This is a genomic window from Streptomyces cellostaticus, from assembly GCF_023630175.1.
Classification (GTDB): Bacteria; Actinomycetota; Actinomycetes; order Streptomycetales; family Streptomycetaceae; genus Streptomyces; species Streptomyces cellostaticus_A.
The window spans coordinates 1-26,511 of record NZ_JALLIN010000021.1 but is presented as its reverse complement, the minus strand read 5'-3'; the positions used below and the strand labels follow the sequence as shown (position 1 = coordinate 26,511).

Below are 26,511 nucleotides of genomic sequence, written 5' to 3'. Positions count from 1 at the left end.
AGTCAAGGATCCTATGGACGCTGTGACCCAGGTCCCCACCCCGGTCAACGAGCCGGTGCACGGCTACGCCCCCGGCTCGCCCGAGCGCTCGCGCCTGGAGGCCAAGCTCAAGGAGCTGGCCGAGAACCCGATCGAACTGCCGATGACCATCGGCGGCGAGAAGCGCCTCGGCGGCGGTGAGCCCTTCCAGGTCGTCCAGCCGCACAACCACAAGGCCGTCATCGGAACCGGCCGGCACGCCACCCAGCAGGACGCCCGGGACGCCGTCGACGCGGCCCTGGCCGCCGCGCCGGCCTGGCGCGCCATGTCCTTCGACGACCGCGCCGCGATCATCCTGCGCGCCGCCGAGCTGCTGTCCGGCCCCTGGCGCGAGACCATCGCCGCCTCCACCATGCTCGGCCAGTCCAAGACTGCCCAGCAGGCCGAGATCGACAGCCCCTGCGAGCTGGTCGACTTCTGGCGCTTCAACGTCCACTACGCCCGCCAGATCCTCGCCGAGCAGCCCCCGGCGAACTCCCCGGGCGTCTGGAACCGCATGGACCACCGCCCGCTGGAGGGCTTCGTCTACGCGATCACGCCGTTCAACTTCAGCGCGATCGCCGCGAACCTGCCCACCGCCCCCGCGCTCATGGGCAACGTCGTGGTCTGGAAGCCCTCCCCGACGCAGACCCACGCCGCCGTGCTGCTCATGCGGCTCCTGGAGGAGGCCGGTCTGCCCAAGGGCGTCATCAACCTCGTCACCGGTGACGGCGTCGAGGTCTCCAAGGTCGCCCTGGAGCACCGGGACCTCGCGGGCATCCACTTCACCGGTTCGACCAAAACCTTCCAGTACCTGTGGAAGACGGTCGGCAGCAACATCGAGAAGTACCGCTCCTACCCGCGGCTGGTCGGCGAGACCGGCGGCAAGGACTTCGTGGTCGCCCACCCGAGCGCCGACCGCGCGATCCTGAAGACCGCCCTGACCCGCGGTGCCTTCGAGTACCAGGGCCAGAAGTGCTCGGCCACCTCCCGCGCCTACATCCCGGCATCCATCTGGAACTCCGGCTTCAAGGAGGAGTTCGCGGCCGAGGTCGACAACCTGGCCATGGGTGACGTCACCGACCTGTCGAACTTCATCGGCGCCGTCATCGACGAGCGCTCCTTCGCCAAGAACAAGGCCGCCATCGACCGCGCCAAGGCGGACGCGACCTGCACCGTCGTCGCGGGCGGCACCTACGACGACTCGGTCGGCTACTTCGTCCGCCCGACCGTCGTGGAGTGCACCGACCCGGAGAACGAGGTCTTCACCACCGAGTACTTCGGCCCGTTCCTCGCCGTGCACGTCTACGAGGACGACCGGTACGACGAGATGCTGACCCAGATGGAGTCGGTCTCCGACTACGCCCTCACCGGGTCGGTCGTCGCGGGCGACCGTGCCGCGGCGGCCCACACGATGGAGAAGCTCCGCTTCGCGGCGGGCAACTTCTACATCAACGACAAGTCGACCGGTGCCGTGGTCGGCCAGCAGCCCTTCGGCGGCGGCCGCGCCTCCGGTACCAACGACAAGGCGGGCGCCCCGCAGAACCTGATGCGCTGGACCCTGACCCGCGCCATCAAGGAGACCCTGGTCCCGCCGACCGACTACTCCTACCCGCACATGGGCTGATCCGCCCATCCCGTGAACACGGGCCGGGAAGCCTGCCGCGAGCGGGCTTCCCGGCCCGTTGCCAGTTCCGCTCCCGCCGCCACGCGTTCGTGACGGGGCGACGGGCGACGGGCGACGGGGTACGGCTGCGGGCGCGGCGAAGGAGAGCTTCCTCGCCCGCGCGCCGACCGCCCCCGAACGCCTCGCCCGCCGGCGGGTGGGGGGATCCGCGAACCGCTCAGCCGGTGGGCAGGCGGCGGCCGAGGAAGTCCCGCATGAGCGCGGCGATCCCGTCGACGTGTGTCTCCAGGGCGAAGTGCCCGGTGGGCAGCAGATGCACCTCGGCCTCCGGCAGGTCCCGCTGGTAGGCGAGCGCACCGGCCGGTACGAAGATCTCGTCGTGTCCGCCCCAGACCGCGAGCAGCGGGACCCGGCTCGTGCGGAAGTACTCGTGGAAGGCCGGGTAGAGCGCGAGGTTGGCGCCGTAGTCGGAGAACAGGTCGAGCTGGATCTCCGGCTGGCCGGGTCGGGCCAGCAGCGCCAGGTCGTGCTCGTAGGCGTCCGGGCTGACCAGCGAGGGGTCCGGGACGCCGTGCAGGTACTGCCACCTGATGCCGTCGGGGGCGCAGATCTCCCGCACCGGCGCCTCCGTCTCCGGCGTCCGCTTCCCGATGAGGGCCAGCACGGGCGCCCAGGCCTCCTCGCCGAGGCCCTCCTCGTAGGCGTTGCCGTTCTGCGTGACGATCGCCGTCACCCGGTCGGGGTGGGCGAGGGCCAGGCGCAGGCCGATCGGGGCGCCGTAGTCATGGAGGTAGAGGGCGTACCGCTCCAGTCCCAGGAGCTGGGTGAACTCGTCCGTGACGGCGGCGAGTTCGGCGAAGGTGTACGAGAAATCCGCCGGATCGGGTGCCGCCGACCGGCCGAAGCCGACGTGGTCGGGGGCGATGACCCGGTACCGGTCGGCGAGCAGCGGGATCAGGTCGCGGAACATGTGCGAGCTGCTCGGGAAGCCGTGCAGGAGCAGCAGCACCGGGGCGTCGGAGGGGCCCGCCTCGCGGTAGTACACCTCGAGTCCGCGGACGGTGACGGTGCGGTGGTGAACCTGGTGAGTGGACATGGGGGCAGTCCAGCACGCGCATATCTAACCAGTCAAGAAGTTTTTAAGAGTTAGATGGATACACTGGGCCCATGACGCTCCCGCTGCGCATCGCCCACACGTCGGCCCTGGCGCCGGCCGAACTCCGGTCCGTCAGGGCCCTGCTGGACGAGGCCTTCGACGGTGACTTCGGTGACGAGGACTGGGACCACGCGCTCGGCGGCATGCACGCTCTCGTCCTTGACCGTGCCGGGCCGGCCGCGCACGGCTCGGTGGTGACGCGCCGCACGCGGCACCAGGGGCGCTGGCTGCGCACTGGCTACGTCGAGGCCGTCGCCGTGCGGGCCGACGTGCGCCGGACGGGGCTGGGCGGGCAGGTGATGGGGGCCCTCGAGCGCATCGTCGACCGGGCCCACGTCCTCGGCGCGCTCTGTGCGAGCGAGGACGGCGCCCCGCTGTACGCGGCCCGCGGCTGGCAGCGGTGGGGCGGGCGCGTGTGCGCCCTCTCGCCGTCCGGGATCGTCCGCTTGCCGGAGGAGGAGGGGAGCGTCCACGTCCGGCCCGTCCGGTCCGGACGGCCGCTCGACCCGCGGCACGAGCTGGTCTTCGACTGGCGTGACGGGGACGTGCTCTGACGCCGTGTCGGTGACCGGAAATCCCGATGCCCCGTCCAGCCCGCCCGGGATAGGGTTCGAACGCCCATCTGATTTGGCATGACCTGGTCATGAGGTGACGTCTGTGGGCCGCATCCCCGCGCCGCACCCGGCGCGGGGACTCCCTCGCGCGCGCCGCCGCGCCCGGCCCGGTCGTGTCCGGTCGAACCCCCGCAACCGAGAAGGATCTGTGAGACACAGAAAGCGATCATTCGGGGTGACGGCGGCGGCGGCCGCGGCCGCGATCGCCCTGCCCCTCGCCGTGCCCGCCCAGGCGTCCGACCCCGCACCTCCCGCGGGAGCGGTGCAGGGGTGGCGGAGCGCACCGGGCGAGGTGACGCCCGAACCGTCCGCCATCCCGGCCAAGGACCGCGCCCGCACCCTGGGTTCCGACTACCGGGCGTCCAAGGACACCGCGTTCACCACCAGCGGCGACGCCACCGGCTTCCATCTGCTGGTCGCCGACGAGGCCGCCGGGTACGGCTGGCACACGGCCGCCACCCTGCGGGAGGACGGCTTCGACGCGGACGGTTGGATCGGCAACGCCTGCCTGGCCGCCTCCGGCAGGTACGCGGCCGTCTCCTACGCCCCGCGCACGTTCACCAACCGGCCGGAGCTGATGGCACGCGGCGCGTTCACCGCCGTCGTCGACCTCGCCTCCGGCAAGGTCACCAAACTGCCGTTCACCTCCTCGCTGGCCTACTTCAGCCCCGGCTGCGGCAACGGCGAGCGCGCCGTGTTCACCCAGCTCTCCTACGAGGGAGACAAGGTTCAGGCCACCCGGCTGATATCCGTCGACACCCGCAACGGCAAGCGGCGCAAGCCGATCCGGCGCCCCGGCGAGGTCACTTCCGCCGTTCCCACCGAGGACGGCATCGTCGCCGCCCACGGCAACCGGCTGGTCCGCATCGACGGCGGAACCGAGAAGGAACTGGCACGGACCCGCCACACCCCGTTCCAGATCACCGCCGACGCCGACGGCGGCATCACCTTCATCGACCGCGACGCCGACAAGAAGGCCGCCGGGAAGACGACCAGCCGGGCCCAGCACCTCGCTCCGGCGAAGGTCCGCGGTGGTGGGCGGACCACCCCCACCACCCTGGCCGCCGGGAAGCTCACCGAGTGGGACCTGACCGGCACTGCGGCGGGCAGGGTGTTCATCACCGGCCGGGCCACCAGCAAGGGCACCCTGCCCCGCACGGTCGCCAACCCCGGCCGGCTGCCCAAGGGCGCCCGCCTGTCCAGCCTCGGACACGCCGCCGTCACCACCACCTGGGCGGACGGCAGGACCAGCCTGATCACCCCGGACGAGGCCGGCGCCGCACGGGCCGCCCGCACCAGCCTGCGGGTGCTGGCCACCGGTGCTTCCGTCACCCTGGACGCCACCCCCGAGGCCAAGGGGAGGAACGCCGCGACCGGTGTCGTGCCGTCCCCGGCGCTCGGCGTCCCGACCGGCAGGCGGTCCGCCGGCGGGGCCGCCCGGGAGACCGCCGGCGGTGGTTCCGCCAAAGGCGCCGACAAGGGTGGTGCCTCCGCCCAACTGATGCGCGGCCGGCCGCTGTCGGCGTCGCCGACCGGCCCGAGCGAGGGCACCGACGAGCGCTACTGCGCCGTCGCCCGCAACGACGTGCGCAAGCAGGCGTTCCAGCCCACCCCGCGCCAGGTGGAGTGGGCCGTGGACCAGGCCGTCGTCGGCGAGCTGCGCCTGAACCGGCCGGCCGACTGGAAGAACACCGGCATGGACTCCTACAGCCCTGGCGGGCTGTTCCCGCCGGTGGTGCTCGCCGGCGACCCCAACGGCACCCTCGACAACGAGGACCCGGACGTCACCGACCGGTGGCACATCCCCTCGCAGGTGATGCTCGGCGTCACCGCGCAGGAGTCCAACATGTGGCAGGCCACCCGCTTCGCCGTCCCCGGGGTGACCGCCAACAGCCTCATCGGCAACTACTACGGCACCCAGTACACCTCCGACGGCACCCAGGCCGACCCCTGGCGGATCAACTTCTCCGAGGCCGACTGCGGCTACGGGATCACCCAGGCCACCGACGGCATGCGCCTCGCGGGCAGGACGAAGCCGGGCGAGACCGCGCTGCCGCCGGCCACGCAGGAGGCCGTCGCCCTGGACTACACCGCCAACATCGCCTACGGCGTGCAGATCCTCTCCCACAAGTGGAACGACACGTACTACGCGGGGATGAAGATCAACAACGGCAACCCGCAGTGGATCGAGAACTGGTTCTTCGCCCTGTGGGCCTACAACTCCGGCTTCTACAACACCCCGGACTCCGCCGGCCACCAGGGCCTGGGCTGGACCAACAACCCGGCCAACCCGCTGTGGAAGGCCAACCGCGTGCCGTTCCTGCAGAACGCCGTGGACCCGTCCAAGGACGACTACAGCCACGCCGCGCACCCGCAGGACTGGCCCTACGAGGAGAAGGTGCTCGGCTGGGCCGCACGCCCCATCTCCGCGATGTTCGCCCCGGGTGACTTCCGTCCCGGCTACCTCGCCGCCTGGTGGAACAGCGTCGACGAGCGCAGCTCGGTCAAGCCGCCGATCGACCTGTTCTGCGACGCGTCCAACGACTGCGACCCGTCCAGGATCGGCGACGACGACTCCAACGACCCCGGTCAGGGCGCCTGCGCGCTGGACTCGGGCGACAGCGACACCAACCCGCACTGGCTGCACTGCTGGTGGGACAAGTCCGCCCAGTGGAAGGACTGCGACAAGCTGGCCGAGTGCGGTCACCAGGTGCACCGCTTCAACACCGGCTACCCCGAACAGGCCGACGCGGGCTCCTACCCGCCGCGCTGCTCCTCGGGCCTGCCGTCCAACGCGCTGATCGTCGACGACATCCCCGACGGCACGACGCCCGCCGGATCGAACTCACGGGGCTGCGGACCGGCGAAGTCGGACGGCACCTTCACCCTGACCTACCAGCCCTCCGACATCGTCGACTCCGAGACCGGGCAGACCATCACCACCTACCCAGGCAAGATCGACACCCATCAGATCGGCGCCGGCTACGGCAACCACTTCTGGTTCACCCACACCCGCAGCCCGGAGTCCTACCCGCCGCCGGGTGACCGGATGAAGGTGACCGGGACCTGGAAGCTCGGCCGGAAGATCACCGAATACGGCGGCCAGGCCGAGGTGTTCGCCCACGTCCCGGACCACGGGGCCCAGACCGGGGCCGCCAACTACCGGATCCAGACGGCCTTCGGCACCGTCACCAAGCAGATCTCGCAGGCGTCCAACCAGTCCAACAAGTGGGTCTCGCTGGGCTCGTACCGGTTCACCGACACGACGCCGCAGGTGAGCCTGGACAACTTCAACGGCGGCGACGGCACCAAGGACATCGCCTTCGACGCCCTCGCGTTCGTGCCCGGCGACCACGACGGCCTGAACGCCATCACCTTCCCCGAGGCGGATCCGAACGCCCCCGACGTCGACTTCGTGGCCGCCCAGGACGCCAAGGAGGTCAGCACCACGACCTCGTTCATGTCCCGTGCGCTCAGCGGCGCCTCGGGCGGGGAGTCGTGCTCGACCGGCCGCGACGGCGTCACCATGTGCGCCACGTACAAGCCGCTGACGAAGAAGGAGGGGAAGAGCGCCGGGACCGGTGGGAGCACGGCGCCGTCCGCGGTCGCCGCGGCGGCCGCCACGGGTCCGGTGGGATGGTGCAAGAACATCAACGGCGCCGCCATGCAGACGAGGACGCAGGGCTGCATGCGCGGGCTCCTGGTGCTCACCGCGACCCGTGACGGCGCCCCTGTCGGCAACGCGACCGTCAAGGTCATCCAGGAGATCAACCTCGACCCGAAGTCGAACCAGTTCACCACGTGGACCGAGGTCTCCCTGGTCAACATGACCGGCATCAGCTCCACCACGATGACCTCGTACGACGAGGAGTGCTGGTCGACCACCGCCTGCTCGGAGAGCTACGGCGCCTGGACCGGCGGCACCACCTGGACCGCGGGGGACCCGCACACGGCCACCCGCACCAACACCTTCTCGTGGAACAAGGTCAGCGGGGGCCAAGCCCTGCTCGACTTCACCTGGCAGACGAGCTGGTCCACCCCGGACGCCGCGGTCCAGGCGGTCCCGAAGTGGAGCAACAACGGGTTCGACGTCCGGTGCGACAACAAGGTGGGCGGCAACACGGGCTGCGTCTTCCCGAAGTACACCCCGACGCTGCCGCTGAACACCAAGAAGTACCCGGCCGCCGCCTCGTACTACTGGGTGCTGATGGAGAAGCTGGCGTCCCACCCGGGCAGCGAGAAGTACGACAAGCCGCTGCACCGCCTGGCCGACGAGACGAAGGCCAAGGAGAACCGGGACAAGATGTGCATGCTGGCCGTGGCGGAATGGAACCCCAACCCGGCCGCGGACGGGACGAGCTGCGACGAGTATCCCTTCGCGAAGTCGCGTGAGAGCGGCGGGCAGACGCTCAGCTCCGGCAAGTACTGCGTCCAGATGTACGCGGACAAGCAGGCCGACGGCACCTGGATGCTGGAGCTCGACAACAACTACCCGTACCCGAGCTGGAACGAGATCTGCGGCCGGGCCGCGGTTCCGGCGAAGCAGAACACCGATGCCGGAGGCGACCTGGGACGCTTCACCTCCGAGATCAGGCTCCTGGACAACGACGCGTACTACGTCCAGACCGGCTTCGAGTACTGCGACATCAAGTCCGTCTGCAACATCAGCTAGAGGACGTGCCGGTGAGCCGGCCCGCCGGGTCACGTACCCGGCGGGCCGGTTCCGTCTCCCGGCGTGCTCAGGCGGCGACCCACTCGAGCATGCGTCCCTCGTGGACGCAGGGCCTGCGGCCCGCCGTCGGCAGCGGAGTCATGCCCTCCAGTGACTCGCACAGGTCGTGCAGCATCAGCCCCAGGCCCGGCCACAGCCACCGGTACTCGGGATCGCCGAACGAGATCTCCCCTATCTCGCCGTGGTGGTCGTCGCGGTGGTCCACGAAGAGCAGGTCGCCGGTGAGACTCTGGGCGAAGGGCACCCACCGCTCGTGCGCGGTCCGCCCCACGACCTCGTCCTCGTAGCCCTCCTCCACCGCCTCCGACGCCATGTCGGCGAGATTGCGCCGCCACTCCGCGATCCCGTCGGTGCCGAGCAGGCCGTGTCCGAGGAGGAAGGCCCCGGCCTGCGTGCTCGACCGGCGCGGGACGACACCGTTGTGCCGGGCCAGCAGAGCCCTCAGGCCGTCGTCGAGCGGGAACCCGATCTCGGCCTCCAGCCCGGCCAGTTCCGCGGCGGACGCGCCGGGACGGAGCGCCGCCTCGTCCTCCGGGGTGTTCCGGGCGAGCCACCCCTCGAACCTGGGCCACAGGTCTTCGAGCCGGAAGGCCTCCTCGCGCGCGGACTGATTCATTCGACCCTCTCCCAGCGGTGGCAGACGTTCGTGTCGTTCGAGCGAAGGCTCGTGCCGACCGTACACGGACAAAGCGCAGGTCGCGGCCGTGTGGCGGGATCCGCCGTCTCAGATAGTAGGAAGTCCGAGTAATTGTGCAGACAGGCGCGGCGGGCTCCCTTAGTTTTGTAGGAGTCGAACGTCTCGCTCGATCCAGCGAATGGCGGCCGTGAGCCGGGCCCCGTGCAGGCAATCCCTGCGGCACAGCTCCCCGCCGTCTGGGGCCCCCGCCCGCGCCCATTAGGCAGCGGGGGAGTCTCGCAACCCCACTGCCGTACTCCGGTTTTCCCGAAGGAGTCGATCCACCATGGCCGAGACGACCGTCCGCCGCCGCGTCCGCCACCTGTCCCGCTCGACCGAGTCCGAGCGCAAGAACGCCGCCGCCGCCCTCCAGCGCGCCCTCGACCGCCGGGACAACGGCGGCGAGACCGGCCACTGAGCCGGCACCGGTCCCGTAGCCGACCCGTCCGGGGTGCGGCGCGGCTCTCGTCGTGCCGCACCCCGCAGGGCGCCGAGGATCGCACGCCGTCCGTATCGCGGACAGCACATGTCATCCTCTGGGACGAGGAGTAGGGTGCCGACATGTCTCGCAGCATCAATCTCGCAGTGATCCCCGGTGACGGCATCGGCCAGGAGGTCGTGGCCGAGGGTCTGAAGGTCCTCTCCGCCGTCCTGCCGCAGGATGTGAAGCTGGAGACCGAGGAGTACGACTTCGGCGCCAAGCGCTACCACGCCACCGGTGAGACCCTCACCGACGCCGACCTCGACGCCCTCAAGCGGCACGACGCCATCCTGCTCGGCGCCATCGGCGACCCGTCGGTCCCCTCCGGCGTGCTGGAGCGCGGCTTCCTGCTCAAGCTCCGCTTCGCCTTCGACCACCACGTCAACCTGCGCCCGTCGAAGCTGCTGCCCGGCGTCTCCACTCCGCTGGCCGGCCAGCCGGAGATCGACTTCGTGGTCGTCCGCGAGGGCACCGAAGGCCCCTACACGGGCAACGGCGGCACCATTCGCAAGGGCACCGCGCACGAGGTCGCCACCGAGGTCTCCGTCAACACCGCCTACGGTGTGGAGCGCGTGGTCCGCGACGCCTTCGCCCGCGCGCAGGCCCGCCCGCGCAGGAAGCTCACGCTGGTCCACAAGAACAACGTCCTGACCTTCGCCGGCCACCTGTGGACCAACGTCTTCAACCGGGTGGCCGAGGAGTACCCCGAGGTCGCCACCGACTACATCCACGTGGACGCGGCGACCATCTACCTGGTCACCGACCCCGCCCGCTTCGACGTGATCGTCACCGACAACCTCTTCGGCGACATCATCACCGACCTCGCGGCGGCCGTCTCCGGGGGCATCGGCGTGGCCGCCTCCGGCAACATCAACCCCGGCCGCGAGTTCCCGTCCATGTTCGAGCCGGTCCACGGCTCGGCCCCGGACATCGCGGGCCAGGGCAAGGCCGACCCCACCGCGACGGTGCTGTCCGTCGCGCTGCTGCTGCGCCACCTCGGCCACGACGCCGAGGCCGACCGCATCGACGCCGCGGTCGCCGCCGACCTCACCGAGCGGGTGGGCCGGCCAGCCCGCAGCACCTCCGAGATCGGCGACGCCCTCGCCGTACGCGTAGCCGGCTGACCCGCCGCGCCGCGCACAAGCCGTCGGGTCGCACACGCACCCGGCGGCTGTTCTTGTCGCCCGCCGGGTGCCACCATCAACCACTGGGCCGCTTCACCCTGTTTCCGTCCGGCGTGGCCCGCGCGCGATAATCGAACGCGGAGCCGCGACATGAGGGAAAGCTCGGACGTCCCAGCACCGGCCGCCGGCCGGTCGGGGGCATGAGCGCGGCCCGGTCACTACTCACCGGTGAAGGACAAGCACTCATGACGACGCCCACGATCGAGCTCAAGCCCTCCGCCCACCCGCTCGCCGCCGCGGAGCGCGAGGCGATCCTGGCCAGCCCCGGATTCGGCCGCCACTTCACCGACCACATGGTGACGATCAAGTGGACCGAGGGGCGCGGCTGGCACGACGGCCAGCTCGTTCCGTACGCGCCGATCCCCCTCGACCCGGCCACCAACGTCCTGCACTACGCCCAGGAGATCTTCGAGGGCCTGAAGGCCTACCGCCAGCCCGACGGCTCGGTCGCCACCTTCCGCCCGGACCAGAACGCCAAGCGCTTCCAGCGCTCCGCACGCCGTCTCGCCATGCCGGAGCTGCCGGTCGAGACGTTCGTCGAGGCCTGCGACGTCCTGGTCCAGCAGGACAGGGACTGGGTGCCCGCGCACGGCGGCGAGGAGTCCCTCTACCTGCGCCCGTTCATGATCGCCACCGAGGTCGGCCTGGGCGTCAAGCCCGCCAACGAGTACCTGTTCATCGTGATCGCCTCCCCGGCCGGCGCGTACTTCCCGGGCGGGATCCGGCCGGTGTCGATCTGGGTCTCCGAGGACCGGGTCCGCGCCGTCCCCGGCGGCATGGGCGACGCCAAGACCGGCGGCAACTACGCCGCGTCCCTGCTCGCCCAGGCGGAGGCCGCCGCCAAGGGCTGCGACCAGGTCTGCTACCTCGACGCCGTGGACCACAAGTGGGTCGAGGAACTGGGCGGCATGAACCTGTACTTCGTGTACGGCGACAAGATCGTCACGCCCACCCTGACCGGCTCGATCCTGGAGGGCGTCACCCGGGACTCCCTGCTCGCCGTCGCCCGCGACCTCGGCTACCGGTCCGAGGAGGGCCGGGTCTCGGTGGAGCAGTGGCAGCGCGACTCCGAGAACGGCACCCTCACCGAGGTCTTCGCCTGCGGCACCGCGGCCGTGATCACCCCGGTCGGCACCGTCAAGCGCGCCGGTGCGCAGTGGCAGCAGAGCGGCGGCGAGCCCGGCGAGGTCACCGTCCGCCTGCGCCAGGCCCTCCTCGACATCCAGCGCGGCAAGGCCGCGGACCAGCACGGCTGGATGCACCGGCTGGGCTGACGCCTTCCCGGCGCCCGCAGGGGCCGCCCCGGACATCGCGTCCGGGGCGGCCCCTGCATGTTTCACGGTCCTCCTCCCCGGCGCCTCGCCCCATGGGTTCGAGCGACGCTCAATGTGACATTGATCCTTCTCCATCTGGCCTTCCTGCGCTCGCTCCCTCCCTTTGTTTAGAGTGACGCTCTAAACCAGCGAGGACAAGGAGGTGCCGTGCCGTGAGACTGACCCCCACCGAGCGGGACCGGCTGCTGCTCTTCGGGGCCGCCGAGCTGGCCCGGGCCCGCCGGGCGCGCGGCCTCCGGCTGAACGTGCCGGAGGCCACCGCGCTGATCGCGGACACGGTCTGCGAGGCGGCCCGAGACGGCCGGCGGCTCGCGGAGGCCGTCGAGGCGGCCCGCTCGCTGCTCGGCCCCGAGGACGTGCTGCCGGGTGTCGCCGACGTCGTCACCGAGGTGATGGTCGAGGCCGTCTTCGACGACGGCTCCCGGCTCGCGGTGGTCACCGACCCCATCGGAGGCGGCCTGGGGGAGCGGGCGCCGGGCGCGCTGCTGCCGGGACCCGAGCACGCGGACCCCGAGCCGGCCGTCCGGCTCCAGGTCACCAACACCGCGTCCGTGCCGGTCTCCGTCACCTCCCACTTCCATTTCTTCGAGGCCAACCCGCGGCTCGACTTCGACCGCGAGCGGTCCTACGGCATGCGGCTCGCCGTGCCGGCGGGCTCCTCGGTGCGGTTCGGGCCGGGGGAGAGCGAGGAGGTCGGCCTGGTGCCGATCGGCGGCGCGCGGATCGCGATCGGCTTCGCCGGTCTGGTCGACGGCCCGCTGGACGCTCCCGGCGCGAAGCGGGAGGCGCTGCGCAGAGCCGCGGCCTGCGGATACCTGGGCGTCGCGGGCCGCGGCCCGGAGGAAGGAGACGAGGAGCGATGAGCCGCTCGAAGGGGCGAGAGGTGAGCAGGTCGGTCCATGTCGACCCGCACGCCTACGCCGCCACCCACGGTCCTCGCGCCGGCGACCGCGTCCGTCTGGGCGACTCCGGGCTGACCGTCCGGGTCGAGTCGGACGCCCAGCGGTACGGCGACGAGTTCCTCGCCGGCTTCGGCAAGACCGCCCGCGACGGGCTGCACCTGAAGGCCGCCGCCGTCCGCGACACCTGCGACGTCGTGATCAGCAACGTCCTCGTGATCGACGCGGTCCAGGGCATCCGCAAGGTGTCCATCGGCATCCGCGAAGGACGCGTCCACGCCGTCGGCCGTGCCGGCAACCCCGACACCCTGGACGGTGTCGACGTCGTCGTCGGCACCGGCACGTCCATCGTGTCCGGGGAGGGGCTGATCGCCACCGCCGGCGCCGTCGACACCCATGTGCACCTGCTGTCGCCGCGGATCATGGAGGCCTCCCTGGCCTCCGGCGTGACCACGATCATCGGGCAGGAGTTCGGCCCGGTGTGGGGCGTGGGCGTGAACTCGCCGTGGGCGCTGCGGCACGCCTTCGGCGCCTTCGACGCCTGGCCGGTCAACATCGGTTTCCTGGGCCGGGGTTCGTCGTCGCACCGGGCGCCGCTCGTGGAGGCGCTGGCCGAGGGCGGGGCGAGCGGCTTCAAGGTGCACGAGGACATGGGCGCCCACACCCGGGCGCTCGACACGGCCCTGCGGGTGGCCGAGGAGCACGACGTCCAGGTCGCCCTGCACAGCGACGGCCTGAACGAGTGCCTGTCCGTCGAGGACACCCTGCGGGTGCTGGAGGGCCGTACGATCCACGCCTTCCACATCGAGGGCTGCGGCGGCGGCCACGTGCCGAACGTGCTCAAGATGGCCGGCGTCCCGAACGTCATCGGCTCCTCCACCAACCCCACCCTGCCCTTCGGCCGGGACGCGGTCGCCGAGCACTACGGCATGATCGTCTCCGTCCACGACCTGAAGACCGACCTGCCCGGCGACGCCGCCATGGCCCGCGACCGCATCCGGGCCGGCACGATGGGCGCCGAGGACGTCCTGCACGACCTGGGCGCGATCGGCATCACCTCCTCCGACGCGCAGGGCATGGGCCGGGCCGGTGAGACGGTCCGGCGCACCTTCGCCATGGCCGGCAAGATGAAGGCGGAGCTGGGCCCGCTGGAGGGCGACGGCGAGGGCGACGACAACGCCCGCGTCCTGCGCTACATCGCCAAGCTGACCATCAACCCGGCCATCGCGCACGGCCTCGCCCACGAGGTCGGCTCGATCGAGACCGGCAAGCTCGCCGACATCGTGCTGTGGCGCCCCGAGTACTTCGGCGCCAAGCCGCAGCTCGTCCTCAAGTCCGGGTTCCCGGCGTACGGCGTGACCGGCGACCCCAACGCGGCCACCGACACCTGCGAACCCCTCGTGCTGGGACCGCAGTTCGGGGCGCACGGAGCCACCGCCGCCGACCTCTCGGTCGCCTTCGTCGCCCGCGCCGCCGTCGAGCAGGGCGGCGACACGATGCCCACCCGGCGCCGCCGGGTCGCCGTCCGCGGCACCCGCGGCATCGGCCCGGCCGACCTGCGGCTCAACTCCCGCACCGGCGCGGTGGACGTCGACCGGCGCACCGGCCTGGTCACCCTCGACGGCGATCCGCTGCGCTCCGAACCCGCCGAGTCGGTGTCCCTCAACCGGCTCTACTTCCTCTGATCCAAGGACCTGCCCATGACCTACCGCATGCCCCCCGAGTGGGCCCCGCACGAGCGCACCTGGATGGCCTGGCCGGGACCCAACCCGACCTTCGCCGGCGACGAGGAGCTGGCCGCGGCCCGCACGGCCTGGGCCCGGGTGGCCCGGGCGGTGCGCCGCTTCGAGCCGGTGACGATGGTGCACGGCCCCGGCCAGGGCGAGTCGGCGCGGGCGCTGCTCGGCCCGGACGTCGAGCTGGTGGAGCGCGAGCTGGACGACGCGTGGATGCGCGACATCGGCCCGACCTTCGTGCTCGACGAGCGGGGCCGGCCGGCCGCCGTGGACTGGGTGTTCAACGGCTGGGGCGGCCAGGACTGGGCCCGCTGGGAGCACGACTCCAAGATCGCCCGCCAGGTCGCGGACCTGGCCGGAGTGCCGGTGCTGAGCAGCGGACTCGTCAACGAGGGCGGCGCGATCCACGTCGACGGCGAGGGCACGGTGCTGCTCACCGAGACCGTCCAGCTCGGCGCCGGGCGCAACCCCGGGTGGAGCCGCGAGCGGGTCGAGGCGGAGATCCACGCCAGGCTCGGTACCAGCAAGGCGATCTGGCTCCCGCACGGCCTGTCCGGCGACTACGGCAGGTACGGCACCCAGGGCCACGTCGACATCGTCGCGGCCTTCGCCCGGCCCGGCACGGTCCTCGTGCACAGCCAGCGGGACCCCGCCCACCCGGACCACGCCCGCTCCAGGACCTACCTGGAGATCCTGCGCGCCGAGACCGACGCCCGGGGGCGCCCGCTGGAGGTCGTCGAGGTGCCCGCCCCCACCGTCCTGAAGGACGAGCAGGGCGACTGGGTCGACTACTCCTACATCAACCACTACCTGTGCAACGGCGGTGTGGTGCTCTGCGCCTTCGACGACCCGAACGACGAGGTCGCGGCCGGTGTCCTCCGCCGTCTGTTCCCCGACCGGGAGGTGACGCCGGTGGACGCCCGTACGATCTTCGCCGGTGGGGGAGGCATCCACTGCATCACACAACAGCAGCCGAAGAGCTAGGGAGCAGCCGATGGCCGGTGCGCGCAGGAACGCGCCGCCGCGCGAGGACGTCCTCGCCGCCGCCATGGACATGATCGCCGAGCGCGGTCTGGAGAAGCTCACCATGGCGGCGCTCGGCCGTGAGGTCGGGATGAGCAGCGGCCACCTGCTGTACTACTTCCGCTCCAAGGACGAGCTGCTGCTGCGCACCCTGGAGTGGAGCGAGGGCCGGCTCGGTGCCGAGCGCGGCCGGCTGCTGACCCGCCCGGGCACCGCCCGCGAGCGGCTGGAGGCGTACGTCGGACTGTACGTCCCGGACGGACACCCCGACCCGCACTGGACCCTGTGGCTCGAGGTCTGGAACCGTTCGCAGAACGCCGCCGAGGACGCCCGGGAGCGGCAGGCCGCCATCGAGGGCGCCTGGCACCGCGACCTGGTCGCCCTGATCGCCGAGGGCGTCTCACGCGGCGAGTTCCGGCCGGTCGACGCGGACCGCTTCGCCGCCCGGCTGCGCGCCCTGCTCGACGGCTTCTCCATCCATGTCGCCATCGGCCTGCGCGGCACGGACCGCGAGCAGGTGATCTCCCACGTGCGGGAGTTCCTCGCCGAGGCACTGCACGCGCCTCCGGCGCCGGAGGCCTGACGCCGCGGAGCGGGCCCGGAGCCGGTGCCCGTCCACGGCGCGCGCCCCGTCCACCGCGGCGACCGGATACTGAGACGGCCTGCCGGGCGGGGCGGGGACTGTGCGAAACTTCCTGCGTGCCCTCGTTCGCCATGATTATCGGCAGCAGGCGCGCCGGTCCGCAGTGACCATCTCGTACTACCAGGTGCGGGTGGCCATCGTCGTCTCAGACCCGCGCGCAGACCTCTCGCACCCGCGAGGGGTCTTTTCGTTTTCCGGCTCACCCACGGCCGGGAGGCGCCGCGCGAGGAGTTCCGCAGGGGCGGTGGAGCCGGACATTCCGGTAAGACCGAAGATTCACAATCAGGAGCCTTGAACTCATGACCGAGACGGTAACCAGCGAGCTCGACGACTCGTTCCACGTCTTCGACACCACGCTGCGCGACGGTGCGCAGCGCGAGGGCATCAACCTCACGGTCGCGGACAAGCTCGCCATCGCCCGGCACCTGGACGACTTCGGCGTGGGCTTCATCGAGGGCGGCTGGCCCGGCGCCAACCCGCGGGACACCGAGTTCTTCGCGCGGGCCCAGCGGGAGATGGTCCTCCGGCACGCCGAGCTGGTCGCCTTCGGCGCCACCCGTCGCCCCGGGGCCAAGGCGGCGGACGACCCCCAGGTCAAGGCCCTGCTCGACTCCGGCGCCCCGGTGATCACGCTGGTCGCCAAGTCGCACGACCGGCACGTCGAGCTGGCGCTGCGCACCACGCTGGACGAGAACCTGGAGATGGTCCGGGACACCGTGTCCCACCTGCGCGAACAGGGCCGCCGGGTCTTCGTGGACTGCGAGCACTTCTTCGACGGCTACCGCGCGAACCCCGAGTACGCGAAGGCGGTCGTGCGCACGGCCGCCCGGGCCGGCGCCGACGTCGTCATCCTCTGCGACACCAACGGCGGCATGCTGCCCGCCCAGGTCCACGCGGTCGTCTCCACCGTCCTCGCCGACACCGGTGCCCGGCTCGGCATCCACGCCCAGGACGACACCGGCTGCGCGGTCGCCAACACCCTGGCCGCCGTCGACGCGGGCGCCACCCATGTGCAGTGCACGGCCAACGGCTACGGCGAGCGGGTCGGCAACGCCAACCTGTTCCCGGTGGTCGCGGCCCTGGAGCTGAAGTACGGCAAGAAGGTGCTGCCGGAGGGCCGGCTGCGCGAGACGACCCGGATCTCACACGCGATCGCCGAGGTCGTCAACCTCACGCCGTCCACGCACCAGCCGTACGTCGGCGTCTCCGCCTTCGCCCACAAGGCCGGGCTGCACGCCTCCGCGATCAAGGTCGACCCCGACCTCTACCAGCACATCGACCCCGAACTGGTCGGCAATACGATGCGCATGCTGGTCTCCGACATGGCGGGCCGGGCCTCCATCGAACTGAAGGGCAAGGAGCTCGGCATCGACCTCGGCGGCGACCGGGAACTGGTCGGCCGGGTGGTCGAGCGGGTGAAGGAGCGCGAACTCGGGGGCTACACCTACGAGGCCGCCGACGCCTCCTTCGAACTGCTGCTCAGGGCCGAGGTCGAGGGCAGGCCGCTGCGGTACTTCGAGGTCGAGTCCTGGCGGGCCATCGTCGAGGACCGCCCCGACGGCACCCACGCCAACGAGGCCACCGTGAAGCTGTGGGCCAAGAGCGAGCGGATCGTCGCCACCGCGGAGGGAAACGGCCCGGTCAACGCCCTGGACCGGGCTCTGCGGGTGGCCCTGGAGAAGATCTACCCGCAGCTCGCCAAGCTGGACCTGGTGGACTACAAGGTCCGCATCCTGGAGGGCGTGCACGGCACCTCCTCCACCACCCGCGTCCTGATCTCCACCTCCGACGGCGGCGCCGAGTGGTCCACGGTCGGCGTCGCGGAGAACGTCATCGCCGCGTCCTGGCAGGCCCTGGAGGACGCCTACACCTACGGGCTGCTGCGGGCCGGCGTCCAGCCGGCCGAGTAGCAGCGGTGCGGGCCTGACCGAGGACGGACGTGCCGTCCCGGCCGGCGCCCGCGCGGCGCCCAGGCCGGGCGCCTGCCCCCGGTCCGGATCGGGCGTCCGGGCACCGGGCGATCCGGACCGCGGCGCCGGCGGGCCGCCGTACCGGTGCGGCGCGACGGTCCGCGTGCCGTTCCGCTCCACCGGGTCCCCGCCCGGCCCCTTCACCCCGGCGGGCTCAGGGGCCGGCGGAACCCCACGGCCGGTCGAGGCGGCGCCCAGTGGTCCCCGCACCGGTCGACGCGCCCGGGTCCGGTCACCGGGACGGCGCCCGCACCGAGGGCGCCCCGCCGGGGGACCGGGCGGCCGGTGCGCCGGGTCAGGGCGCCCGCCAGATGTTGTCGAAGGCCGCGTTCTCGATCTCCCGGCGCTGCCGCACGGCGGTCAGTTCCGTCACCGCGTCGCCGACCGCGGCCAGCACGGTCACGACCGGCTCGTCGGTGAACTCCTCCCCGGCCCCGTCTCCTTGCCCGTCGCCGATGCCCAGGGCGGCCGCGAGGGTGGCGAGGACCGGCTCGCGGGACTCCCAGCGGTCGGTGGCGTGCCGCCGGGCCGCGGTGTCGCCGGCCGCGGCGGTCCGCGGCCGGCGCGGGAACCAGGGCCTGCGCTCGCCGGTGAGCTGTCCCTCCGCGTCCAGGGCGTCGAAGTAGGCCGCGGCCAGTCCCTCACCCCGGCGCCACAGCCAGTCCTCGACCGTCTCGTACGGCTCCCGCCGGACCAGCGCCGAGTCCGCCTCGTCCAGCATCCGGTCACCCAGCGCCAGCGGCGGCCCCGGCACCATGCGCTCGCCCTCCAGGGTCACGGCACGCGCCCCGATCAGGTCGACGAGCTCGGCGCCCGCGAGCGCCAGCGACAGGTCGCCCTGCTCCACGGGGTGGTCGCCGGGGATGTCGGTGCCGACGATGAACAGATCCCGTGCTGTGGTCATGTGACGCGCTCCCGGTCCCGGACGGCTTTCCCTACGACCACCATGAAGCGTGGAAAGCCGGTCCGCGACAAGGCCGCGCGCCGTTCAGCAGGAGTCCGCCGCGAGCTTCTCGAAGTCCGCCCGGCTCAGCACCCGGCCGTCGGCCCAGACCTGCCCGGGCCGGAGCCGCCCGATCCGCTCCCCGGTGAACTCCACCCTCCCGTTGTACGAGTCGCCGGTCACGTAGTGCCCGAAGCCCAGCTCGTACCGGTGCCGGGGGAGCAGCCGCTGCTCGCCCCGGTGCCGAGCCCGCCAGCTCCCGGGCGGTGTGAACAGCGGGAACTCGGCGTCCCCGTGCAGATCCTCCTTGCGCACGTCCCATCCGGTGGTGACGGGCCCGCCCGCGCCACCGCGGGCCCGCCCGTCCAGGTGGGGCCACTGCCAGGCGTCGTCGCCACAGGGCCGGATCAGGGCGTACGGCGCACCGTCCGGCCCGACCCCCACGCCGGCCAGGGGCAGATCGACCGCCGCACAGCCGCCGAGCAGCAGACACCCGGCGGCCACCGCCGGTACGGCACTCCTGCGCACATCCGCCCCCTCACCGGCGGGAGGTGCCCCGCCCTACCGCTGTCCACTTCTGGTCGGCGGCCGCCGGGCACGACCGGATCCGTGCCCGGGCCCCGTCGGCCGACGAGTCGTCGGTGGCGTCGAGGCACCTGCATGCCGCCACGTTCACCGCATCACCGGCGGCGGCGTCGTACGACCACCGCTGGGCACCGGTTCCGTTGCAGTCGTACAACTGTGCCCCGTCGGCCGTCGGCCCGGGGCGCGCGCCAGGAGGTCGCGCATTCAGTTTCCGAACACACAACCGCCTTCTTCCGGCCGCTCGTCGACCCCGCGCCACTTCTGACGTGAAGTATTGACGGCGTGCCGCGGGGCCAGTTAACTCACGACGTGATCTAAGCCATGAGTGAATCAAGAGCCGAGGGAAGGTACATGCGAAGAACCGCCCTGCTCGTCTCCGCCGCACTCCTCAGCGGGCTGCTCCCCTGGGCGACCGCGCGAGCCGCCGACGATCCCGCCCCCGTCCCCGTCGACCGCTTCGAGGGGGAGGTCCCCTTCGCCGCCCAGCCCGCCGAGGGCATCTTCACCTGGGGCGGCGACACGGACGATCCGCCGGCACTCGCCCTGACCGCCCGGGCCGACGCCCCCGAGGGCGCCAAGGTCCTCACCGGCTCCTACGACATCAGCGGCTACGGCGGGTTCACCCACGACTTCGCCGCCACCGGGTCCGGCCGCGACTGGTCCCCCCACCGGGGCATCCGGTTCTGGTGGGACGGCCAGGACAACGGCCGGAAGGTCGCCTTCGAGATCAAGGACGGCGGCGCCCACGGCGAGGCCTCCGAGCTGTGGACCACCTCCTTCACCGACGACTTCACCGGCTGGAGGCGGATCGAGATCCCCTTCACCGACTTCACCTACCGCACGGACTACCAGCCCGTCGGCGGGATCGACCACGTCCTCGGCCTCGATCGCATGTGGGGGTACGCGGTCACGCTCCCGGCCGGCGCCAAGGGTCACTTCGCCATGGACGGCGTGGAGTTGTACGGCAGGGCCGACCAGTCGCTGCGCGCCTCGGTGAGCACCGGCGCGGCCGTGTACCCCGTCACGGAGGGCGGCACGGCGAAGGTCGGGATCACCGTGGCCACCACCGGTGCCCGGCCCCTCGACGAGCCCGTGACCGTCACGTACACGACGGCGGGCGGCACCGCCGGCCCCGGGAGCGACTACACCCCCGTCTCCGGTACCCTCACCTTCCCGGCGGGCACCGCCTCCGGCACCTCGCGGACCGTCCGGGTGCCCACCCTGCGGGACAAGGCGGCCGAGCCCGCCGAGACCGTCCCGCTGAAGCTCACGGTGACCGGTGCCAGAGCGCCCGCCGACACGCCGCAGGTCGTCATCGACGCCCACGGACTGCCCTATCTGGACGCCCGTTTGCCCGTGCGCGAGCGGGTGGCGGACCTGCTCGGCCGTATGTCCCTGGCGGAGAAGGCCGGCCAGATGACCCAGGCCGAGCGCGGCGCCCTGGCCGACCAGGGGGACATCGCCGGTTACGCGCTCGGCTCGCTGCTCTCCGGCGGCGGCTCGACGCCGACGCCCAACACCCCGGACGCCTGGGCGAAGATGATCGACGCCTTCCAGCTGCGGGCGCGGGCGACCCGCTTCCAGATCCCGCTGATCTACGGCGTCGACGCGGTCCACGGCCACAACAACCTGGTCGGCGCCACGATCATGCCGCACAACGTGGGTCTCGGTGCCACCCGTGACCCCCGGCTCGCCGAGCGGACCGGCGCGGTGACGGCGGCCGAGGTGCGGGCCACCGGCGTCCCCTGGGACTTCGCGCCCTGCCTGTGCGTGAGCCGCGACGAACGCTGGGGACGCTCCTACGAGTCCTTCGGTGAGGACCCGGCGCTGGTCGAGTCGATGGAGACCGTCATCCAGGGTCTCCAGGGCCGGGCCGACGGCAGGGACCTGAGCCGCGGCGACAAGGTGCTCGCCACCGCCAAGCACTTCGTCGGTGACGGCGGCACCGGGTACGGCTCCTCGACCACCGGCACCTACACGATCGACCAGGGTGTCACCAAGGTCACCCGGCGACAGCTCGAGGCCGTCCACCTGGCGCCGTTCAGGAACGCCGTGCACCGGGGCGTCGGCACGGTCATGCCGTCGTACTCCTCGCTCGACATCCTCGGCGACGGCCGGGGCCCGGTGAAGATGCACGCCCGCGCCGACATGATCAACGGCGTGCTCAAGGGCCGCATGGGCTTCGACGGGTTCGTCATCAGCGACTGGAACGCCATCGACCAGCTACCCGGGGACTACGCCTCCCACGTCCGCACCGCGGTCGACGCGGGCCTGGACATGATGATGGTGCCGTACACCTACAAGGAGTTCACCGGCACGCTCGTCGACGAGGTGCGGGCCGGCCGGATCGGGGAGCGGCGGATCGACGACGCCGTCTCCCGCATCCTCACCCAGAAGTTCCGGCTCGGTCTCTTCGAGCACCCGTACGCCGACACCCGCGGCGCCGCCGCCATCGGGTCCCCGGCGCACCGGGCGGTGGCCCGCCGCGCGGCGGCCGAGTCCCAGGTGCTGCTGAAGAACAGCGGTGGACTGCTGCCCCTGAGGAGGGGCCAGAAGGTCTACGTCGCCGGCTCCAACGCCGCCGACATCGGCAACCAGACCGGCGGCTGGACCGTCACCTGGCAGGGCGGCTCGGGGAACACCACCCCGGGTACGACGATCCTCGACGGCATGCGCGAGGCGGGCGGGGACGTCACGTACTCCGAGGACGCCTCCGCACCCACCGGCGGCTACGACGCCGGCGTGGTCGTCGTCGGCGAGACCCCGTACGCGGAGGGGGTCGGCGACGTCGGCAACGGCCACCGGCTCACCCTCTCGGCAGCGGACCAGGCCGCCGTCGACAAGGTGTGCGCTGCCATGAGGTGCGCGGTGCTGGTCGTGTCCGGGCGCCCGCAGCTCATCGGTGACCGGCTCGGCCGGATCGACGCGCTGGTCGCCTCCTGGCTGCCGGGCACCGAGGGCGGCGGCGTCGCCGACGTCCTCTACGGCAGGCGGCCCTTCACCGGACAGCTCCCGGTCACCTGGCCCCGATCGGAGTCCCAGTTGCCGATCAACGTCGGGGACGCCGCGTACGACCCGCAGTTCCCCTACGGCTGGGGCCTGACCACGCTCACCGGTGTCCCCCGGGGCGGTGCGGCCACGCTGCGGGCGCTCGGGCTCGCGGCAGCGGCGGCGGAGCGGACGGGAGCCGACCGGGCCGGACGGGAGCTGGTCACCCGGGCCCGGCTGATCGTCCAGCGCGAGGCGGGCGACCGGATGACCGCCGCGGTGGCCAAGCCCTTCGCCGACGCGGACCACCTGCTGCTGACCGGCCACTACGCGGAGGCGGTGCGCAGGCTCGCGGAGGCCTACCGGGCCGCGTGAGCGCCGTCCGGTGACCCGCGCGCCCGGCCGGTCCGGGAGGTTTCGGGTAGTTTCGAAGGGTGAAGGCCGTCCTTCGGACCCGAAGCCTCCCGGCGCTGCTGCTGGCCGTGCTGGCGCTGGTCGTCGCGACCGCCCTGGCCCCGGGCGTGATGGCGGCCACCGGCGTGTCCGGCATCGCCGAGGCCCTGCGCAAGGGCCCGGTCCACGTGGACCCGGCGGCCTCCGGGCAGTTGTCCCGGGCCGACGCCGACCGGCTGGCCGGACGGATCAAGGGCGCCGGCAAGCCCCTGTTCGTCACGGTCCTGCCGGCCGGGCATCCCACCGCGAACCTCTTCTCCGACCTGCGCACGGCCACCGGCATCACCGGCCTGTACGCCATCCGGCTCGGCGACCGCTTCGACGCCCGCGCGGACTCCTCGGTCCTCTCCCGCACCGCCGTGCGCAATCTCGTCGACAGCGTGCGGGGCGAGGACGCCAGGACCCAGCTCGCCGACTTCACCGACCGCGCCCTGGCGAACATGGGCGGCCGCGCCCCCGCGAGCTGGGGCGGCCGGGCCGCCGGGGGAGGCACGTCGGGCACGGCGTTGATCACGGCGGCCGTCGTCCTGGCCGTCGGCGGGGCGGGCGCCTACACCCTGGTCCGCCGCAACCGCCGTCGTCGCGCCGCGGAGCGGCGGGCCGCCCTGGACCGGCTGCGGGTGGTCGTGGACGAGGACATCACCGCCTTCGGCGAGGAACTGGACCGGCTGGACTTCCACCCGGCGGAGCCGGGCGCCGACGACGCGATGCGCGCGGACTACGAGCGGGCCCTGGACTCCTACGACAGGGCCAAGCAGTGCATGGCCGGGGCGCGCGGGCCCGAGGACGTCCGGCCGGTCACCGAGGCACTGGAGGACGGCCGTTTCTCCCTCGCCGGACTGGCCGCCCGCCGCGAGGGACGCCCCCCGCCGGAGCGCCGCCCACCCTGCTTCTTCGACCCCCGGCACGGTCCCTCCGTCACCGACGCGGCCTGGACCCCGCCCGGCGGCAGCCTCCGCGAGGTCCCGGTCTGCGCCGCCGACGCCACCCGCCTGGCCGACGGACGCGACCCGGTCGTCCGCGAGGTGGACACCGACCACGGCCGCCGCCCCTACTGGGACGCCGGCCCCGCCTACGGCCCCTGGGCCGGCGGCTACTTCGGCGGCGGCATCCTCCCCGGCCTCCTGGCCGGCACCCTGCTCGGCAGCATGATGTCCACCCCGTCCTACGCCTATGACCACGGCGACTTCGGCGCCGCCGGTTACCAGGGCGGCGACGTCTCCGGTGCCGACTTCGACCCGGGCGACTTCGGCGGCGGCTTCGGCGGCGGTCTCGACGGCGGCGGGGGCGGCGACTTCGGCGGCGGCTTCTGACCCGGCCCACCGCATGCCCCGGCGGTACGACCGTCTGTCTCCGCCGCCTCGTTGCGGGCGCCTGCTTGATCGACTACCGTCGGCCGACGTGAACACCGGACCGGCCTCGCGCCACACACGGATCGGCCACCCGGTGGAGGGCTGACCGCACGGAGGGTGCGCACAGGGCACCCCCGCTCCGCACGTGGACCTCCCCGCGCCCGAGCACCACGAGTCCATTCTCCGTGCCCGAGCCGTAGCGAGGTCAGCCATATGACAGTCACGTTCAACCACACCATCATCGCCGCGAAGGACCGCGCCGAGTCGGCCCGGTTCTTCCGGGAGCTGCTGGAACTTCCGGAAGCACCCTCGTGGGGACCGTTCGTCAACATCCAGCTCCACGACGGCGTGCTCCTCCAGTTCGCCGAGCCGCCGGTGGGGATCCAGATGCAGCACTACGCCTTCCTCGTCGACGACGAGCTGTTCGACCGCGCCTACCGGCGCCTGTGCGACGGCGGCGTCGAGCACTGGGCCGATCCGCAGATGCGGCGCCCCGGCGAGACCAACAGCGAGCACGGTGGCCGGGGGGTGTACTTCAAGGACCCCGCCGGTCACGCCATCGAGCTGATCACGCGCCCCTACCTGTAGCCGCGGGAGGCGGTCCGGGCGCCCGCGCCGCGGGCGCCCGGACCTGCCGCCGGGCGCGGGTGGGGCGCGATGGGGTCAGGCACTCCTGACGGCCGAGATGTCGAACACCAGCTTGATCTTGTCGGAGACGAGGACACCACCGGTCTCCAGGGCCGCGTTCCAGGTCAGACCCCACTCGGAGCGCAGGATCTCGGCCTTGCCCTCGAAGCCGACGCGCTCGTTGCCGAAGGGGTCCTTCGCGGCGCCGTTGAACTCCAGGGCGATGGTGATCGGCTTGGTGACGCCGAGGATGGAGAGGTCGCCGGTGATGCGGTAGTCGTCGCCACCGAGCGCTTCGGCCCGGGTGGAGCGGAAGGTCATCGCCGGGAACTCGTCGGTCCTGAAGAAGTCCGAGGACTTCAGGTGTCCGTCGCGGTCGGCGTTGCCGGTGTCGATGCTGTCCATCCGGACATCGAGGGTGGCGGTGGACTTCGCGGGCTCGGCGCCGTCCAGGTGCAGCGCGCCGGTGAACTCCTTGAAGCTCCCCTTGACGTTGGTGACCATCGCGTGACGGGCCACGAAACCGAGCGTGGTGTGGGCCGGGTCGATCGTGTACTCGCCGGTCAGCGCGGCCGGATCGAGGCCGGCGGAGGCGGCGGTCCCGGGGGTGTTCTCACTGCGGCCGAAGATGCCCATTGCGGTGCTCCTTGGGGACGGTCGCGGCACTCCTGGGGAGGCCACGAGCATTCTGTTTAATGTTCAACTAGCCGAACGACTTCGACCGTAGACCTATTCCGTTGAGTTTTCAACATCATCCGCCACGTGTTCTCGGATCAACGGAGAGTAACCGGGTGCGCCCTCTGGCGAACGCGCGTAGACCTCGGGCACCATCTCCCTGCGCACCCGTACCACCTGCACAGCCGAATCACAGGAAGCACGGCCCACCGCAGGAAGGTCTCCCCATGAAGGCCCTGAAGGCCCGCTCCGCCCTGACCGCGCTCGCCCTCGTCGCCGCCTCCGGTGTCGCCGTCGTCGGCACCGCCACCGACGCCTTCGCCGTCACCAGGATCAGTCACTCGACCGCCACCGGCATGTTCCGCGCCGTCGGCATCACCTGGTCGTCCTCCGGCAACTGCTCCGATCGGTACAACGCCACCTGCACCTCCTTCGAGCAGCTCAACCTCGCCACCGCGCAGGGCGCCCAGACCCTGAAGCAGGCCAGTGGCTGCGCCCTCGACATCACCGGTGGCACCGAGACCGGCCACGCCTCGGGCACCTACTCGCACTGGAACGGCTACAAGCTCGACTACGGCAAGAACACCTGCGTCACCTCGTACATCAAGAACAGCTTCAGCTACATCGGCCTGCGCGGCGACGGCGCTCCCCAGTACAGGTCCGGCTCCGGCAACATCTACGCCGACGAGGGCAACCACTGGGACGTCCTGTACTACAACTGCGGCGGCTGCTGAGCCGGGAGGGCGGTGACCGGCCGCACCGGCACGGGACCGGGCCGACGCGCACCGCCGCCGC

The 26,511-nt window shown here is 72.1% G+C and carries 20 protein-coding genes and 1 pseudogene; 15 read left to right on the top strand and 6 right to left on the bottom strand.

What is annotated here, in order from left to right:
- Nucleotides 1-13: 13 nt before the first annotated feature.
- The gene (gene pruA, locus MXD57_RS15310; protein WP_250401978.1) at nucleotides 14-1,645 is read left to right on the top strand and encodes an L-glutamate gamma-semialdehyde dehydrogenase; all 1,632 of its coding nucleotides are present in this window, start codon (nucleotides 14-16) and stop codon (nucleotides 1,643-1,645) included.
- Between the two features lie 217 nt (nucleotides 1,646-1,862).
- On the opposite strand, the gene MXD57_RS15305 is transcribed toward pruA, so the two are convergent.
- A complete protein-coding gene (locus tag MXD57_RS15305) occupies nucleotides 1,863-2,741 on the bottom strand; it encodes an alpha/beta fold hydrolase (RefSeq protein WP_250401977.1) in 879 nt (292 codons plus the stop codon).
- 71 nt (nucleotides 2,742-2,812) lie between these two features.
- On the opposite strand from MXD57_RS15305, the gene MXD57_RS15300 reads away from it, so the two are divergent.
- Together MXD57_RS15300 and MXD57_RS15295 are read left to right on the top strand one after the other, a co-directional pair.
- Nucleotides 2,813-3,355: a GNAT family N-acetyltransferase gene (locus MXD57_RS15300; protein ID WP_250401976.1), complete on the top strand. Its 543-nt coding sequence runs from the start codon at nucleotides 2,813-2,815 to the stop codon at nucleotides 3,353-3,355.
- Between the two features lie 208 nt (nucleotides 3,356-3,563).
- Nucleotides 3,564-8,087: a golvesin C-terminal-like domain-containing protein gene (locus MXD57_RS15295; protein WP_250401975.1), complete on the top strand. Its 4,524-nt coding sequence runs from the start codon at nucleotides 3,564-3,566 to the stop codon at nucleotides 8,085-8,087.
- A 67-nt stretch (nucleotides 8,088-8,154) separates the two neighbouring features.
- On the opposite strand, the gene MXD57_RS15290 is transcribed toward MXD57_RS15295, so the two are convergent.
- Nucleotides 8,155-8,763 (bottom strand): SMI1/KNR4 family protein, encoded by a 609-nt coding sequence (locus MXD57_RS15290; protein WP_250401974.1) that lies wholly within the window; start codon nucleotides 8,761-8,763, stop codon nucleotides 8,155-8,157.
- A gap of 346 nt (nucleotides 8,764-9,109) precedes the next feature.
- Here MXD57_RS15290 and MXD57_RS31530 point away from each other — a divergent pair, with 346 nt between their 5' ends.
- From MXD57_RS31530 to cimA, 8 genes are all read left to right on the top strand, one after another.
- Nucleotides 9,110-9,241: a hypothetical protein gene (locus tag MXD57_RS31530; protein WP_284505606.1), complete on the top strand. Its 132-nt coding sequence runs from the start codon at nucleotides 9,110-9,112 to the stop codon at nucleotides 9,239-9,241.
- Between the two features lie 143 nt (nucleotides 9,242-9,384).
- Nucleotides 9,385-10,428: a 3-isopropylmalate dehydrogenase gene (locus MXD57_RS15285; protein ID WP_250401973.1), complete on the top strand. Its 1,044-nt coding sequence runs from the start codon at nucleotides 9,385-9,387 to the stop codon at nucleotides 10,426-10,428.
- Nucleotides 10,429-10,673: 245 nt separating this feature from the next.
- On the top strand, nucleotides 10,674-11,762 hold the full coding sequence (locus MXD57_RS15280) for a branched-chain amino acid aminotransferase (protein ID WP_250401972.1): 1,089 nt from the start codon (nucleotides 10,674-10,676) through the stop codon (nucleotides 11,760-11,762).
- 212 nt (nucleotides 11,763-11,974) lie between these two features.
- Nucleotides 11,975-12,685, top strand: coding sequence for an urease subunit gamma (ureA, locus tag MXD57_RS15275; protein WP_250401971.1), 711 nt, complete (start codon nucleotides 11,975-11,977; stop codon nucleotides 12,683-12,685).
- Entirely contained in the window at nucleotides 12,682-14,406 is a 1,725-nt protein-coding gene (locus tag MXD57_RS15270; RefSeq protein ID WP_250401970.1) for an urease subunit alpha, read from the top strand. The genes ureA and MXD57_RS15270 overlap by 4 nt, the downstream gene beginning before the upstream one ends.
- Nucleotides 14,407-14,421: 15 nt before the next feature.
- Nucleotides 14,422-15,441 (top strand): agmatine deiminase family protein, encoded by a 1,020-nt coding sequence (locus tag MXD57_RS15265; RefSeq protein WP_250401969.1) that lies wholly within the window; start codon nucleotides 14,422-14,424, stop codon nucleotides 15,439-15,441.
- 10 nt (nucleotides 15,442-15,451) lie between these two features.
- A complete protein-coding gene (locus MXD57_RS15260) occupies nucleotides 15,452-16,063 on the top strand; it encodes a TetR/AcrR family transcriptional regulator (RefSeq protein WP_250401968.1) in 612 nt (203 codons plus the stop codon).
- Between the two features lie 359 nt (nucleotides 16,064-16,422).
- Nucleotides 16,423-18,033: a citramalate synthase gene (cimA, locus tag MXD57_RS15255; RefSeq protein WP_250401967.1), complete on the top strand. Its 1,611-nt coding sequence runs from the start codon at nucleotides 16,423-16,425 to the stop codon at nucleotides 18,031-18,033.
- Nucleotides 18,034-18,388: 355 nt separating this feature from the next.
- Here cimA and MXD57_RS15250 read toward each other — a convergent pair whose 3' ends face one another.
- From MXD57_RS15250 to MXD57_RS15240, 3 genes and pseudogenes are all read right to left on the bottom strand, one after another.
- Entirely contained in the window at nucleotides 18,389-18,997 is a 609-nt protein-coding gene (locus MXD57_RS15250) for a GPP34 family phosphoprotein (protein WP_250401966.1), read from the bottom strand.
- An 84-nt stretch (nucleotides 18,998-19,081) separates the two neighbouring features.
- Entirely contained in the window at nucleotides 19,082-19,564 is a 483-nt protein-coding gene (locus tag MXD57_RS15245; protein ID WP_250401965.1) for a hypothetical protein, read from the bottom strand.
- Between the two features lie 10 nt (nucleotides 19,565-19,574).
- A pseudogene (locus MXD57_RS15240) lies at nucleotides 19,575-19,799 on the bottom strand (RICIN domain-containing protein); the annotation flags it as partial.
- Between the two features lie 173 nt (nucleotides 19,800-19,972).
- Between MXD57_RS15240 and MXD57_RS15235 the strand changes: the two are divergent.
- The 3 genes from MXD57_RS15235 (at nucleotide 19,973) to MXD57_RS15225 (ending at nucleotide 25,002) form a co-directional block, all read left to right on the top strand.
- Entirely contained in the window at nucleotides 19,973-22,984 is a 3,012-nt protein-coding gene (locus tag MXD57_RS15235) for a glycoside hydrolase family 3 protein (protein WP_250401964.1), read from the top strand.
- A gap of 59 nt (nucleotides 22,985-23,043) precedes the next feature.
- A complete protein-coding gene (locus tag MXD57_RS15230; RefSeq protein WP_250401963.1) occupies nucleotides 23,044-24,375 on the top strand; it encodes a hypothetical protein in 1,332 nt (443 codons plus the stop codon).
- A 252-nt stretch (nucleotides 24,376-24,627) separates the two neighbouring features.
- On the top strand, nucleotides 24,628-25,002 hold the full coding sequence (locus MXD57_RS15225) for a VOC family protein (RefSeq protein ID WP_250401962.1): 375 nt from the start codon (nucleotides 24,628-24,630) through the stop codon (nucleotides 25,000-25,002).
- A 75-nt stretch (nucleotides 25,003-25,077) separates the two neighbouring features.
- On the opposite strand, the gene MXD57_RS15220 is transcribed toward MXD57_RS15225, so the two are convergent.
- Nucleotides 25,078-25,677: a YceI family protein gene (locus MXD57_RS15220; protein WP_250401961.1), complete on the bottom strand. Its 600-nt coding sequence runs from the start codon at nucleotides 25,675-25,677 to the stop codon at nucleotides 25,078-25,080.
- A gap of 266 nt (nucleotides 25,678-25,943) precedes the next feature.
- On the opposite strand from MXD57_RS15220, the gene MXD57_RS15215 reads away from it, so the two are divergent.
- The gene (locus MXD57_RS15215) at nucleotides 25,944-26,450 is read left to right on the top strand and encodes a hypothetical protein (protein WP_250401960.1); all 507 of its coding nucleotides are present in this window, start codon (nucleotides 25,944-25,946) and stop codon (nucleotides 26,448-26,450) included.
- Nucleotides 26,451-26,511: the final 61 nt, after the last annotated feature.